Annotated in this window: 11 protein-coding genes and 2 pseudogenes; 8 read left to right on the forward strand and 5 right to left on the reverse strand. The window is 56.2% G+C overall.

Features of this window, described 5'->3' with window-relative positions; translation table 11 throughout:
* Positions 1–340: 340 nt before the first annotated feature.
* Positions 341–1,354, forward strand: coding sequence for an Rpn family recombination-promoting nuclease/putative transposase (locus tag G547_RS0119115; RefSeq protein ID WP_027331202.1), 1,014 nt, complete (start codon positions 341–343; stop codon positions 1,352–1,354).
* Positions 1,355–1,920: 566 nt separating this feature from the next.
* Here G547_RS0119115 and G547_RS0119120 read toward each other — a convergent pair.
* Positions 1,921–2,184: a type II toxin-antitoxin system RelE family toxin gene (locus tag G547_RS0119120; protein WP_027331203.1), complete on the reverse strand. Its 264-nt coding sequence runs from the start codon at positions 2,182–2,184 to the stop codon at positions 1,921–1,923.
* A 183-nt stretch (positions 2,185–2,367) separates the two neighbouring features.
* On the opposite strand from G547_RS0119120, the gene G547_RS23720 reads away from it, so the two are divergent.
* The 3 genes from G547_RS23720 (at position 2,368) to G547_RS0119130 (ending at position 4,570) form a co-directional block, all read left to right on the forward strand.
* Complete coding sequence (locus G547_RS23720; RefSeq protein ID WP_027331204.1) at positions 2,368–3,804, forward strand: YecA family protein; 1,437 nt, start codon at positions 2,368–2,370, stop codon at positions 3,802–3,804.
* A 147-nt stretch (positions 3,805–3,951) separates the two neighbouring features.
* The gene (locus tag G547_RS23255; RefSeq protein ID WP_084646238.1) at positions 3,952–4,203 is read left to right on the forward strand and encodes a type II toxin-antitoxin system Phd/YefM family antitoxin; all 252 of its coding nucleotides are present in this window, start codon (positions 3,952–3,954) and stop codon (positions 4,201–4,203) included.
* On the forward strand, positions 4,190–4,570 hold the full coding sequence (locus tag G547_RS0119130; RefSeq protein ID WP_211224596.1) for a type II toxin-antitoxin system VapC family toxin: 381 nt from the start codon (positions 4,190–4,192) through the stop codon (positions 4,568–4,570). The genes G547_RS23255 and G547_RS0119130 overlap by 14 nt, the downstream gene beginning before the upstream one ends.
* Before the next feature lie 51 nt (positions 4,571–4,621).
* Here the strand turns inward: G547_RS0119130 and G547_RS0119135 are convergent, their stop codons facing one another.
* Together G547_RS0119135 and G547_RS0119140 are read right to left on the reverse strand one after the other, a co-directional pair.
* On the reverse strand, positions 4,622–4,900 hold the full coding sequence (locus G547_RS0119135; protein WP_027331206.1) for a type II toxin-antitoxin system RelE/ParE family toxin: 279 nt from the start codon (positions 4,898–4,900) through the stop codon (positions 4,622–4,624).
* Entirely contained in the window at positions 4,897–5,148 is a 252-nt protein-coding gene (locus G547_RS0119140; RefSeq protein WP_027331207.1) for a type II toxin-antitoxin system ParD family antitoxin, read from the reverse strand. Before G547_RS0119140 ends, G547_RS0119135 begins: the two co-directional genes overlap by 4 nt.
* A 232-nt stretch (positions 5,149–5,380) precedes the next feature.
* Between G547_RS0119140 and G547_RS0119145 the strand changes: the two genes are divergently transcribed.
* From G547_RS0119145 to cysN, 4 genes and pseudogenes are all read left to right on the forward strand, one after another.
* On the forward strand, positions 5,381–6,382 hold the full coding sequence (locus tag G547_RS0119145) for an Rpn family recombination-promoting nuclease/putative transposase (RefSeq protein ID WP_027331208.1): 1,002 nt from the start codon (positions 5,381–5,383) through the stop codon (positions 6,380–6,382).
* A 537-nt stretch (positions 6,383–6,919) separates the two neighbouring features.
* Positions 6,920–7,105: pseudogene (locus G547_RS23905) on the forward strand (helix-turn-helix domain-containing protein); the annotation flags it as partial.
* A gap of 666 nt (positions 7,106–7,771) precedes the next feature.
* Positions 7,772–8,677: pseudogene (cysD, locus tag G547_RS23910) on the forward strand (sulfate adenylyltransferase subunit CysD); the annotation flags it as partial.
* A gap of 150 nt (positions 8,678–8,827) precedes the next feature.
* Complete coding sequence (cysN, locus tag G547_RS0119155) at positions 8,828–10,732, forward strand: sulfate adenylyltransferase subunit CysN (protein WP_027331210.1); 1,905 nt, start codon at positions 8,828–8,830, stop codon at positions 10,730–10,732.
* 78 nt (positions 10,733–10,810) lie between these two features.
* On the opposite strand, the gene rfaH is transcribed toward cysN, so the two are convergent.
* Both rfaH and G547_RS0119165 read right to left on the reverse strand, forming a co-directional pair.
* Complete coding sequence (rfaH, locus tag G547_RS0119160; RefSeq protein ID WP_027331211.1) at positions 10,811–11,308, reverse strand: transcription/translation regulatory transformer protein RfaH; 498 nt, start codon at positions 11,306–11,308, stop codon at positions 10,811–10,813.
* A gap of 194 nt (positions 11,309–11,502) precedes the next feature.
* Positions 11,503–12,831: a UDP-glucose dehydrogenase family protein gene (locus G547_RS0119165; protein WP_027331212.1), complete on the reverse strand. Its 1,329-nt coding sequence runs from the start codon at positions 12,829–12,831 to the stop codon at positions 11,503–11,505.
* Positions 12,832–12,874: the final 43 nt, after the last annotated feature.

A 12,874-nucleotide genomic window follows, 5' to 3' on the forward strand; every position in this document is an offset into this window, starting at 1 on the left:
GGCTGGCCCCTGGTAGTAACGGTCTGGGCCTGACGTGGCGGACCGCGCGGGCTCGTCCTGAACCGTGGTGGCTTCCTGCCTTGAGTTCCTTGTGCCTGTCTGGCGGGGGTGTGCTTCCTTTCGCGTTCCTGTGATTCACATTCTCTCGCTAACGCCGTCGCCTGAACAGGCGAGATTCCCGCAATGGTTTGTAGGAGATTGACGACAATGGAGGTTTTTTGTGAACCAGGTCTCAAGGCTGTTCTTTCAGCGCCTGGGGGCCAGCCTTGGCGTTATATACAGCGTTGACAAGCCGGCAAGCCTGAAACACTGTTTATTCATACAGTTTTTAGGAGTCATCATGCCTAACAACAAGGATTCTACCCCGTTCGACGCAGGCTATAAGTTGCTGTTTAGCAACCCCAAAATCGTTCAAGATCTGCTTGAAGGGTTCGTAAAGCCGGAGTGGGTTGACGAGATTGACTTCCAGACACTGGAGCCGTTCAAGGCCAGTTTTTCGACGGATGATTTACGCGAGCGCCATGACGACAGTATCTGGCGGGTGAAATTAGGGCCGGACTGGCTGTATTTGTATCTGCTGATTGAGTTCCAGTCCTCTGATGATTACTTTATGGCTTGCCGGATCATGACCTATATGGGGTTGCTGTATCAGGACATTATTCGGCATGAACCGCTCAAAAAGGGGCAAAAACTGCCGCCGGTGCTGCCTGTGGTTCTCTACTCGGGCAGCGGCAATTGGACCGGACCGGCAAATATAGCGAACCTGGTTCACCGACCTCACCCAGCCCTGACCCAGTTTGTACCGGATTTGAGTTATTGCCTGGTCGAAGAGCGTGATATTCCGGAGCAGTTCAGCGAAGTTCACCCTGGAAACGTGCTGGGACACGTTATCGGGCTGGGTTTCAGCCAGAGTACCGATGAGATGCATCACCGGGTCAGGCGACTGAGAGCGCTACTGAGCGCTCCGGATAGCGGCCCGCTGCAGCGCTCGGTGGCCATTTGGCTTAACCGGCTGTTAAGGGTAAGATTTAGAAACGAAGCAATACCGGAGCTTCATAACCTAAATGAGGTAGACGCCATGCTGTCTGAAAAACTGACTGACTGGACAGAACAATGGAAGCAACAAGGATTGGAAGCTGGCCGCAAAGAAGGTCTGGAGCAAGGCCTGCAACAAGGCCTGGAAGAAGGCCGGCAAAGAGAGGCTGCCTTTCTTCTGAAGCTTTTGGAAAAACGCTTCGGTCCATTGACGGACACCCATCACCAACGTATTCAGGCCGCTCCCACAGAGCAGTTGGAAGCGTGGGGAGAGCGCATTCTGGACGCCGAAACCGTCGAAGAGGTATTCTGTAAGTAGGCTGTTGTCCTTATTCATAAGCTTTTATCCCTAATATAGAACAGGGGCCAACCTTTCGGCTGGCCCCTGATAGTAACGGTCTTGGCCTGACGTGGCGGACCGCGCGGGCTCGTCCTGAACCGTGGTGTTTTCGTCCCTGGCCGTGGTACTGCGGGAGAGTCAGTCCACTGCGGCAGCCATCCTGGCTGGTTCCCCTGCTCTGAGCTTTTTGTCCTGTGGCCTCATGCCAACGCTCTTCCTGGTGGCTTCCTGCCTTGAGTTCCTTGTGCCGGTTCCTGTCTGGCGGGGTGTGTTTCCTTTCGCGTCCCTGTGATTCACATTCTCTCGCTGAGGCCGTCGCCTGAATAGGCGAGATTCCCGCAACGGTTTGTAGGAGATTGACGACAACGGAGGTTTTTTGTGAACCAGGTCTCAAGGATGTTCTGATCTGGAGATTGAGGTCTTTCGGCCGTAGCGGTGAAGCGGAATGACGTAACGTCCGCCGGTTACTTGCCACGCAGATTAGACTATCCCTGCAGCGCTACCCGCCTTTTAGAGCGCCCTCAGAGCGTCAATTGCATCGCGGGTTAGCGGCGCTTATAGACATGCTTGCGATGACCCACCTTCACAACCGTTACGACAAGCAGCTCCTCTTTTACTTCATAGATGATTCGGTACACACCCTGTGGAAGTCGGTAGCGCTCTTGCCCTGAGAGCTTTTCACTGCCGGTGGGGCGAGGGTTGTCCTGCAATTCCTCTATGCACTGAAGAATGCGGACCACATCGTTGTTCGGAATGGGCCAAAGGTCTTTGGAGACCGACTTTCTGAAGACGAGCTTATAGTTTGCCATGAGCCTTCAGGTCGTTCAGCAGGGCCTCATAGCAAGCAACTGAAGGCGCTGCTGAGTGCGCCGGACAGCGGCCCACTGCAACGCTCGGTGGCCATTTGGCTTAACCGGTTGCTGAGAGTAAAATTTAAAGATGAAGCGCTCTCTGAGAAGCTGGGCGCCAAAACACTTGCAAGAGGTATTTTAATGAGCAAAACCGGCCGCAATGATCCCTGCCCGTGTGGTAGCGGACGCAAGTATAAGAAGTGTTGCCTACTCAATGCGCCCGCGCCCGTCAGCGATCTCGCCCGCCAGCGCCTTAGAAAAACCGAGGCCACTCTGGTAGAACCGCTCTTGCGCCATGCTGAAAGTGCCTACGGCGCGGAGTTTATGATGGAGGCCTGGGTGGACTTCAAAGTCGGTTTCGATTGGCCCCTCTCGGAAGACACGGCGGAAGTGGAAACGATCTTCTTGCCCTGGATGCTGTACAACTGGATTCCCGATAATGCGGAATTGCCAGAAGCCGAACACTGGCCCGAGGAGACCATCGCCGAACACTATCTGCGGCACGGGAGTCGCCGGGCGGACCTTTACACACAACGGTTTATAGAGGCAGCCACGGCCGAACCCTTCAGCTTTTTTGTAGTGACCGACGCAACGCCCAGCCACTCAATAACGTTGAGAGACCTACTGCTCAACCGCGAGGTCACGGTGCTGGAGCAGATGGCGAGTGAGTCGGTACGCTTAGGGCATATTTTATTTACCCGCATCGTATCGGTCGACAACGCCACCGTCATGCTCGGTACGGCGCCGGTTATTATTCCCGGCGGCTATTCGGGGCCCATTCTCCAGGAGCGGGACCGCTTCGTGAAGATGTTCGGCGCTCTCGACACTCAGGCCTTGCATGAAGTCGCCCCCGAGCTGCGTGAATTGTACGGTGAACTCCGTAATATGTTGCTCAACCCCGCCCCGCCGGAATTGACCAACACCGATGGTGATCCACTGACCTTTATTACCTTGCGCTATGAATTGGATTGTTCCCCGGAGCAGGCCGTCCAAGCGTTAAAAACGCTGAATATCCAAAACGGTGGCAGCGAAGAGGAGGTGCTGGCGGAGGCTGAGTACGACGGCAGCGGTGCTCTTATTCGGGCCTCGTTCCCCTGGCTACGTCGGGGGAACGCCACAGATCCGCATTTAAAGAAAACGGTGATGGCAAGGATTATTATCGAAGGCTCCCGCCTGGAGGTTGAGGTCAACTCCGAGGCTCGCGCCACCTCCATCAAGCGGCGCATTGGCCAGCGCCTGAACGGTGGCCGCGCTCGCTTTGTGGGGGAAGTCGAGGGATCGTTTGATGATTTGGAGGCGAGCGAAAATGCCCCGTCAACCGCCCCCTCCCAAGACGAGTTGATGCAGGCACCGGAAGTTCAGGAGGCTATTGCAAATATGGCTCGCGCCCATTGGGAGCAGTGGCTGGACGACCCGCTGCCGGCGCTGGATGACAAAACACCCCGCCAGGCGAGCCGCACCGCCAGCGGACGGGAGCGGCTCGAGTTGTTGCTATTGGAATTTGAGGGGAAAGAGAGCGGCACCCCCTTTGACCCGGATGTTGACGTTTTGCGTGAGCGTTTGGGAATGCCATCGTAAAGCCCCGTCGGTTTATCGAACGAGGTTGTAACAGATTGTCAGGCGCGAAAACCAGCTCTGCAAGGAAGGACACCCCCGATGAAACGCACGCTTGCCACAATCAATAAGGCTGGTTACAATTTAAAGTGTAACTTTACTGGGTGATTTATGGAAGCGACAACCAAAGACTTGCGACTACACACCAAATCGCTAATGGCCGCCACGTCGCGTGGAGAGGAAGTTATTATTTCCTACCGTGGGAAAAAACGGGCGAAGCTCGTGCCTTTAGATAACACCCTCCCCACGCGCCGTGGTGCGAACCCGCTTTTCGGTTTGTGGGCAAACCTGGAAGAGCCAACCAGCGTGGACGACCTGGTTCGACAATTGCGCCAGCCCAGGAGCTTTGATGATGTTGATTGACACGGATGTTCTGATTTGGAATTTGCGAGGGAATGAGCGTGCGCGGGAATTCCTGGACGCACAACCTCAGCTCCAGCTTTCCGCCGTCACTTATATGGAACTGGTTCAGGGGTTGCGTAACAAGGCGGAACTTAAAGCGCTACGACAGGCTATGCATTATTGGGAAGCGGACATTGAGCCTATTTCCGAGGCGGTTTCCTCCCGGGCCATGTACTTGGTCGAAGAGTATTCGCTCAGCCACGGCTTGCAACTGGCGGACGCGCTGATCGCCTCAACCGCCATCACCATCGGTGAGACTCTTGTTACAGCCAACGATAAGCATTACCGGTTTATTGACAATCTGGAGATTGAGGTCTTTCGCCCGTAGTAGCACCTCAAACCGGGGTAGCTGTCCGTCATTGGTTGTTTCGTCCGCTTGCTACCAGTCTTCATGTTGATGGCGGACGCGCACGACAAAAAGGCAGCCTGCTTCATCTAGGGTATAGACGACGATGTGAGCACCGATAGGATGAATTCGAACGGGCGGGATGATTTCACGGCGGAGCGGGGCCGCCGATGGGTTCTCCGCCAGAAATTCAAAGCAGGCCGCTAACTTGTCGTGATATCGCTCAGCTTGAGCTATTCCAAATTCTTCAGCTGTGTGCAGAAAGATGTTCAGAATGTCTTGTTCCGCCTCCCTGCTTAATTGGTAGCTCACTCGCCACGACCTCCCAGCCATGCCTTTCTAGCGATATCTTTGAGAGTTTTCATGTCGGCCGAACCGGGACCGCTGCTGAGCCCCTGGTCCACCAAGCCCTGGAGATGAGCTATTTTTTCCGCCTTTTCCTGATCTTTTCGGATCAGATCCCGGACATAGTCACTGGTGTTGCTGTACTTGCCTGTCTTGGCTTGCTGTTCCGCCCAGGACTTCATGGGATCGGGCAGGGAAATGTTCATTGTCGCCATAGTGGATACCTCCGACGCCCATAATCCGACTTATGGCAAACCTTGTCAACAACACAAATAGGCGAGATTCCCGCACTGGTTTGTAGGAGATTGACGACAATGGAGGTTTTTTGTGAACCAGGTCTCAAGGCTGTTCTCTCAGCGCCTGGGGGCCAGCCTTGGCGTTATATACAGCGTTGACAAGCCGGCAAGCCTGAAATACTGTTTATTCATACAGTTTTTAGGAGTCATCATGCCCAAGAACAAGAATTCTACCCCGTTCGACGCTGGCTATAAGTTGCTGTTTAGCAACCCAAAAATCGTTCAAGATCTGCTTGAAGGGTTCGTAAAGCCGGAGTGGGTTGACGAGATTGACTTCCAGACACTGGAGCCGTTCAAGGCCAGTTTTTCGACGGATGATTTACGCGAGCGCCATGACGACAGTATCTGGCGGGTGAAATTAGGGCCGGACTGGCTGTATTTGTATCTGCTGATTGAGTTCCAGTCCTCTGATGATCACTTTATGGCTTGCCGGATCATGACCTATGTGGGGTTGCTGTATCAAGACATTATTCGGCATGAACCACTCAAAAAGGGGCAAAAACTGCCATCGGTGCTGCCTGTGGTTCTCTACTCGGGCAGCGGCAATTGGACCGGACCGGTGAACATAGCGAACCTGGTGCACCGACCCCACCCGGCCCTGGCCCGGTTTGTGCCAGATTTGAGTTATTGCTTGGTGGAAGAGCGCGATATTCCAAAGCGATTCAGCGAGGTTCACCCTGAGAACGTGCTGGGACACGTTATCGCGCTGGGGTTCAGCCGGAGTGCCGATGAAATGCATCACCGGATCAAGCAACTGAGAGCACTGCTGAGCGCTCCGGATAGCGGCCCGCTGCAGCGCTCGGTAGCCATTTGGCTTAACCGGCTGTTGAGAGTAAGATTTAGAAACGAAGCAATACCTGAGCTTCATAACTTACATGAGGTAGACGTCATGTTGTCTGAAAATCTGGCTGACTGGACAGAGCAGTGGAAGCGAGAGGGATTGGAGGCTGGCCGCAAAGAAGGTTTGGAGCAAGGCGTAATGCAAGGGCGCCAGCAGGAAGCCGCCGCCATGCTGATTCGTTTTTTGGTCAAGCGCTTTGGCCCGTTAGATGGTGTGACGCTCCAACGAGTGGAGAGCGCTTCATTGCAAGAAATAGAAAGCTGGAGCGACCGGGTGTTGGATGCCGACTCGGTTGAGGAGGTTTTTGAGTAGAGCAAGTCCTGGTGGCGGCCCACACCAGGAGCTCGATAAAGAATTCTCGTCTTCCATAAGAACAGGGGCCAGCCTTTCGGCTGGCCCCCTGGTAGTAACGGTCTTGGCCTGACGTGGCGGACCGCGCGGGCTCGTCCTGAACCGTGGTGTTTTCGTCCCTGGCCGTGGTACTGCGGGAGAGTCAGTCCACTGCGGCAGCCATCCTTGGTTCCCCTACTCTGAGCTTTTTGTCCTGTGGCCTCATGCCAACGCTCTTCCTGGTGGCTTCCTGCCTTGAGTTCCTGGTGCCGGTTTCTGTCTGGCGGGGGTGTGTTTCCTTTCGCGTCCCTGTGATTCACATTCTCGCGCTGACGCCGTCGCCTGAATAGGCGAGATTCCCGCAACGGTTTGTAGGAGATTGACGACAACGGAGGTTTTTTGTGATGCAGATCTCACCAGCCCGATTCGTCGATGCTATTCATACCGAGACAACAAATGTTTTACATTGCTTGTCGGTCGCGGTAGCATCAGGGTTTTCCCGACTAATGATGGCGACCCATGAGTGGAAAGCGGCTGACAGCGGAACGGATCAACGAGCTTCGTAAAGAGGCGGTTCGGCTGCGCCTGGAGAAGAAAACTCTTAAGGAAATCAGTGACATAACCGGTTTGACCCGGCCTACCATTTCGGATGCTTACAAGAAGTTTCTGGGTGGGGGTTGGGCTGCGGTGGAGAATCGGGCTCGTGGGGCGCCCAAGGGGACGAAGGTTGAGCGGGCTGGGGCGAAGAACGCGCCATTGGCTTCCGGGGGGTCAAATAAGGCCAATTCGGTAGGTGGCGGGCGTTCGCCCTTACCGTACCCTACGCCAGACCGAGACCCTGAGCTCTGGTCACTGGAGCAGGTTGAGGAGTGGCTTGAGAGTCAGGGCGTTTCGGTGAGTGGGCGCAGTGTCGCCCGGTACCTGGAGCGCTGGGGGCTGGCGGTGTCGGATTCGCCGGGCCGGGCCGAACTTGAGGCTATTCTGTCGCACCAAGGCATTGACCCGGGAAAGCGGGCATTGCTTTCGGGGAGTGTTCGCACGTTTTCGGGTGAGCAGGCTGGCGAAAGCTCGCACGGGCATCAGCTCTATGCTCAGGACGGCCGGGGTCGGCTGTTCTGGGTGACGCAGCGCTCGCCGTTCAAGGCGGACGATATCGCGGCTTTTCTCGAACAGCTGGCCGGGCGTTTCCCCGACGCTATTCTGATCTTCAAAAGCCCCTCCCTGGAAAACCACAAGGTGCTCGCCCCCTGGTTGAACGGGGAGCGCGCACTGCAATTGGTCACCACACCACATTGGCAGAGTCATGACTCTGACTCTTTATCTTTTACACCCGACCGGGCTGCAAGCGAGCCCGCTGCTACTTTCAAGAGGAACCCTATGGCACTCACACACCTTCAGCGGCTGGAAGCCGAGAGCATTCAGATCATGCGTGAAGTGGTCGCGGAGACGGAAAACCCGGTGATGCTGTACTCCATCGGCAAAGACAGCGCGGTCATGCTGCACTTGGCGATGAAGGCATTCTCACCGTCTATTCCGCCCTTCCCTCTGCTGCACGTGGATACCACCTGGAAGTTTCAGGAAATGTATAAATTCCGCAAACGTATGGCGGATGAAACCGGCATGAAGCTGCTGGTGCATGTGAATGAGGAGGGCCGCGCTCAGGGCATCAACCCGTTCACCCACGGCTCGGCCATTCATACCGATATTATGAAAACCGAGGCACTGAAGCAGGCACTGGATAAGTACGGCTTTGATGCTGCTTTCGGCGGTGCCCGTCGGGACGAGGAAAAATCCCGGGCCAAAGAGCGTATTTTCTCGTTCCGGACCGCTCAGCACCGGTGGGACCCCAAAAACCAACGGCCGGAAATCTGGAAACTGTTTAACGCACGCAAGCATCGGGGCGAGTCCATCCGGGTGTTCCCGCTGTCGAACTGGACGGAGCTGGACATCTGGCAGTACATCCACCTGGAGCAGATTCCCATCGTGCCCCTGTACTACTCGGCCGAGCGGCCGGTGGTGGAGCGCGACGGCACTCTGATTATGGTGGATGACGACCGTATGCCGTTGAACCCGGGTGAGGTGCCGATGATGAAGAAGGTGCGCTTCCGCACGCTGGGTTGTTACCCGTTAACCGGTGCGGTGGAATCCGAGGCGGATACCTTGCCGGATATTATTCAGGAAATGTTGTTGACCAAGACCTCCGAGCGTCAGGGGCGGATGATTGACCATGATTCTTCGGCTTCGATGGAGAAGAAGAAGCAAGAAGGTTATTTTTAATTGTCCTTTACAGTAGTGACAGGATTGGGATTTGTTTGGTAGGTGGCGCGCGCTCCGCGCGCTTACCTACCCTACGCGCCATATAAGCGTAGGGTTGGTAAGGCGTCAGCCGCCACCTACCAAGAAAACCGGACAACGAAGAGACAGATTATGAGCCATCAATCGGAATTGATCGCGGAAGACATTAACGAATATCTGGCGCAGCATGAGCACAAGAGCCTGTTGCGTTTTATTACCTGTGGCAGTGTGGACGACGGTAAGAGCACGCTAATCGGGCGCTTGCTGTTTGAGTCCAAAATGCTGTTTGAAGACCAACTGGCCGCCGTGGAAGCGGACTCCCGGAAGTGGGGCACCCAGGGCGAGGATATGGACTTCGCTCTGCTGGTGGACGGCCTGGCCGCCGAGCGCGAGCAAGGCATTACCATTGATGTGGCCTACCGGTTTTTCTCCACTGATCGACGCAAATTTATTGTGGCGGACACGCCGGGGCACGAGCAGTACACCCGCAACATGGTGACCGGCGCTTCCACCGCCGATGCGGCCATTTTGATGGTCGACGCCCGCCGGGGCATTCTGACCCAGACCAAGCGTCACAGTTACCTGGCGGCGCTCATCGGTATTCGCCACGTGGTGGTGGCCATCAACAAAATGGATTTGATGGACTACTCGGAAAAAACCTTCAACCGCATTGTGGAAGACTACCGCGTGTTCGCCAAGCAGATCGGGCTTGAGAACATTACGTTCATTCCGCTCTCGGCGCTGAAGGGCGACAACATTATTACCCCGAGCGAACGGATGCCCTGGTACCGCGGCACCACGCTGATGGGCTACCTGGAAACTGTGGAGGTGGACGACGAGTTGATGCAGGCATCGCCGTTCCGGATGCCCGTGCAGTGGGTCAACCGCCCCAACCTGGATTTCCGGGGTTTCTCCGGGCAAATCGCCAGTGGCGTGCTTCGCCCCGGTGACAAGGTCCGCGCCCTACCCTCGGGCAAGGAAAGCCATATCGATCGCATCTATACCCACGACGGTGACCTGGATCAGGCCGTGGCCGGCCAGTCGGTCACCCTGACATTGACCGATGAAATCGATATTTCCCGGGGCGATCTGATTTCCCAGGCGAGCGAGCCGGCGTCGGTGGCCAATCAGTTTGAGGTCACCGTGGTGTGGATGAACGATGACCCCATGCTGCCGGGCCGTACTTACCTGATGAAGTGTGGCACCAAAACGGTTTCCGCCACGCTGACGGATATCAAGTACCAGGTGAACGTGAATACGCTGGAGCATACGGCGGCGAAGAAGCTGGAGCTGAACGCCATCGGTGTGTGCACCATCAACCTGGACCAGAACATTGCCTTTGATCCCTACGAGGAGAACCACGATACCGGCAGCTTCATTCTGATTGACCGGCTTACGTACAACACCATGGGCGCGGGCATGATTCACTTCTCCCTGCGGCGCAGCCAGAACATCACTGTGCAGCACGTGGATGTGAACAAACAGGCGCGCCAGGAGCTGAAGAACCAGAAGCCCTGTGTGCTCTGGCTCACGGGTTTGTCCGGGGCCGGCAAGTCCACCATTGCCAACCTTGTAGAGAAAAAGCTGTACGCCCGAGGCAGCCACACCTATCTGCTGGACGGCGACAACGTCCGCCACGGGTTGAACAAGGACCTGGGCTTTACCGATGCGGACCGGGTGGAAAACATTCGCCGGGTGGCGGAGGTCGCCAAGCTGATGGTGGATGCGGGGTTGATTGTGATTACCGCGTTTATCTCACCCTTCCGCTCCGAGCGGGATATGGCCCGCAGCCTTCTGGATGCCAATGAGTTTGTGGAAGTGTATGTGGATACGCCGCTGGAGGTGGCGGAACAGCGGGATGTGAAGGGCCTGTACCGGAAAGCGCGTAAAGGTGAATTGAAAAACTTTACCGGGATTGATTCGCCCTATGAGCCGCCGGAGAATCCGGAATGTGTGTTGAATACTACCGAGATGTCGGCTGAGGAAGCCGCCGATCGGGTGATTGCGTTTATGGTGGATCGGGGGTATTTGGTTTAGGTGCGCCGGTGTTGGGGTTGATTGGTAGGTGGCGCTGCGCTTACCTACCCTACGGATACTTCATGAGTGTTTGAAGCGTTAGCGGGTGGTGATGCTGTGGACTGGGACTTCGAGGTATTGGGGTTGATTTAGCAGGTTCAGCAGCAGCACTACCCGTTCTTCGCCTTTGGTGGCGTGAACGACGGCTTCGAGTTCGCGAAAGGCGCCCTGGGTAATCACGACTTTCTCACCCGCTTTGAACATTGGCTCGGGTTCGGCACCGTTCAGGATGGCGCAATGCTGGCGCAGGGCTTCGATTACGGTTTCAGGTACGGGCTTGGGGACGCCATTGAAGGTGACCACGTGAGCCACGCCGCGGGTCGAGCGGATGACGCTCCAGTTGCTGCGGTTGTCGAGCCGAAGGAAGAGGTAGTGCGGGAACAAGGGGTCGGTGACGATCCGTGTGGTCTGGCGATGTTTGCGCTTGACCGGGTGCGTGGGCAAGAAGCATTCAAAGCCCTGGTGCGTCAGGTGCTCTTCGGCCCGGAAGGTGTGCCGGGGTTTGCATTGCACCAGGTACCAGTGGGGTTGGGTCATAGACGCTTCACAGCGGTGTGCGGTTGAATGTTTATTGGTAGGTGGCCTTCGCTCCGAAGCGTCGGACCAGCCTACCCTACGTATTAAGGTGGATGGAGGCTTGATTGGTAGGTGGCGCTGCGCTTACCTACCCTACACGGCCAAACGTGCGTAGGGTAGGTAAGCGAAGCGCCACCTACCATTTAAGGTCGGACCTACGCCGGGCGACCGACGGAGTAGTAGGTAAACCCTTTCTTCACCATTCGCTTGGGATCGTACAGATTCCGCCCGTCGAAAATCAACGGCTGCGCCAGCTGCTCCTTGAGCAGGTCGAAATCCGGAGCGCGGAAGGCCTGCCACTCGGTCACGATGATCAGGGCATCGGCGCCGCGCAAGGCGCTTTCCTTGGTGCCGCAGAGGTTCAGGTCATCACGGCTGCTGTAGATGCGCTGGGTCTCTTCCATGGCTTCCGGGTCATAGGCCTGGACTTTGGCGCCGGCCGCCCAGAGCGCTTCCATCAGCACGCGGGACGGCGCTTCGCGCATGTCATCGGTGTTGGGTTTGAATGACAGGCCCCAGAGTGCAAAGGTTTTGCCTTTCAAGTCTCCACCGTAGTGCTTGTTGATCTTCTGGAACAGCGTGGTTTTCTGTTCGTGGTTGCGGGCCTCAACGGACTTGAGGACCTTGGCATCGAAGTTGATTTGATCCGCTGCACGAATCAACGCCTGAACGTCTTTCGGAAAGCAGGAGCCGCCGTAGCCAACCCCCGGATAAATAAACTGGTAGCCGATGCGCGGGTCGCTGCCGATGCCTTTGCGCACGGACTCGATGTCCGCCCCGAGCAGTTCGGCCAGGTTGGCAATTTCATTGATAAAGCTGATCTTGGTGGCAAGCATGCAGTTGGCGGCGTATTTGGTCAGCTCGGCGCTGCGCACGTCCATGATCATGACTTTGTCGTGGTTGCGGTTGAACGGCGCGTACAACTCACGCATCACTTCTTCGGCGTAGTCGCTGTCGGTGCCGATGATGATCCGGTCCGGCTTCATGCAGTCGGCGACGGCGGAGCCTTCCTTCAGAAATTCGGGGTTGGAGACCACATCGAATTCCAGATCAGTGCGGCCAAGCTTTTCCAGCGTTTCGGCCACTTTGGCTTTGACCTTGTCGGCGGTGCCCACCGGGACGGTGGACTTGTCGATGATGACCTGGCGCTTTTCCATATGGGTGGCGATGGTCTCCGCCACGGCAAGCACGTATTTGAGGTCGGCGGAGCCGTCTTCGTCCGGGGGCGTGCCCACGGCGATAAACTGGATTTCCCCATGTTTGACCGCTTCGGCCGCATCGGTGGTGAAATGCAGACGGCCAGCGGCATAGTTTTCAGTGACGATGGGCTCCAGGCCCGGCTCGTAGATGGGGATGTCCCCGTTCTTCAGTCGTTCGACCTTGGCTGCGTCCACATCCACACAGATAACGTCGTGTCCCACTTCCGACAAAATGGCGCCTTGCACCAGGCCGACATAGCCGGTTCCGAATACGGTGACTTTCATTGACTTGAATCCTTTTAGCTTTCAGGTAAACACAATTTGAATG

It is taken from the genome of Marinimicrobium agarilyticum DSM 16975 (assembly GCF_000423345.1).
GTDB classification, from domain to species: Bacteria; Pseudomonadota; Gammaproteobacteria; order Pseudomonadales; family Cellvibrionaceae; genus Marinimicrobium; species Marinimicrobium agarilyticum.

What these genes read in the sequence shown, in the direction of transcription:
- G547_RS0119115 (WP_027331202.1), top strand. Translation starts at nt 341, where the DNA reads ATGCCTAACAACAAGGATTCTACCCCGTTCGACGCAGGCTATAAGTTG.
- G547_RS0119120 (WP_027331203.1), bottom strand. Translation starts at nt 2,184, where the DNA reads ATGGCAAACTATAAGCTCGTCTTCAGAAAGTCGGTCTCCAAAGACCTT.
- G547_RS23720 (WP_027331204.1), top strand. Translation starts at nt 2,368, where the DNA reads ATGAGCAAAACCGGCCGCAATGATCCCTGCCCGTGTGGTAGCGGACGC.
- G547_RS23255 (WP_084646238.1), top strand. Translation starts at nt 3,952, where the DNA reads ATGGAAGCGACAACCAAAGACTTGCGACTACACACCAAATCGCTAATG.
- G547_RS0119130 (WP_211224596.1), top strand. Translation starts at nt 4,190, where the DNA reads ATGATGTTGATTGACACGGATGTTCTGATTTGGAATTTGCGAGGGAAT.
- G547_RS0119140 (WP_027331207.1), bottom strand. Translation starts at nt 5,148, where the DNA reads ATGGCGACAATGAACATTTCCCTGCCCGATCCCATGAAGTCCTGGGCG.
- G547_RS0119145 (WP_027331208.1), top strand. Translation starts at nt 5,381, where the DNA reads ATGCCCAAGAACAAGAATTCTACCCCGTTCGACGCTGGCTATAAGTTG.
- cysN (WP_027331210.1), top strand. Translation starts at nt 8,828, where the DNA reads ATGAGCCATCAATCGGAATTGATCGCGGAAGACATTAACGAATATCTG.
- rfaH (WP_027331211.1), bottom strand. Translation starts at nt 11,308, where the DNA reads ATGACCCAACCCCACTGGTACCTGGTGCAATGCAAACCCCGGCACACC.
- G547_RS0119165 (WP_027331212.1), bottom strand. Translation starts at nt 12,831, where the DNA reads ATGAAAGTCACCGTATTCGGAACCGGCTATGTCGGCCTGGTGCAAGGC.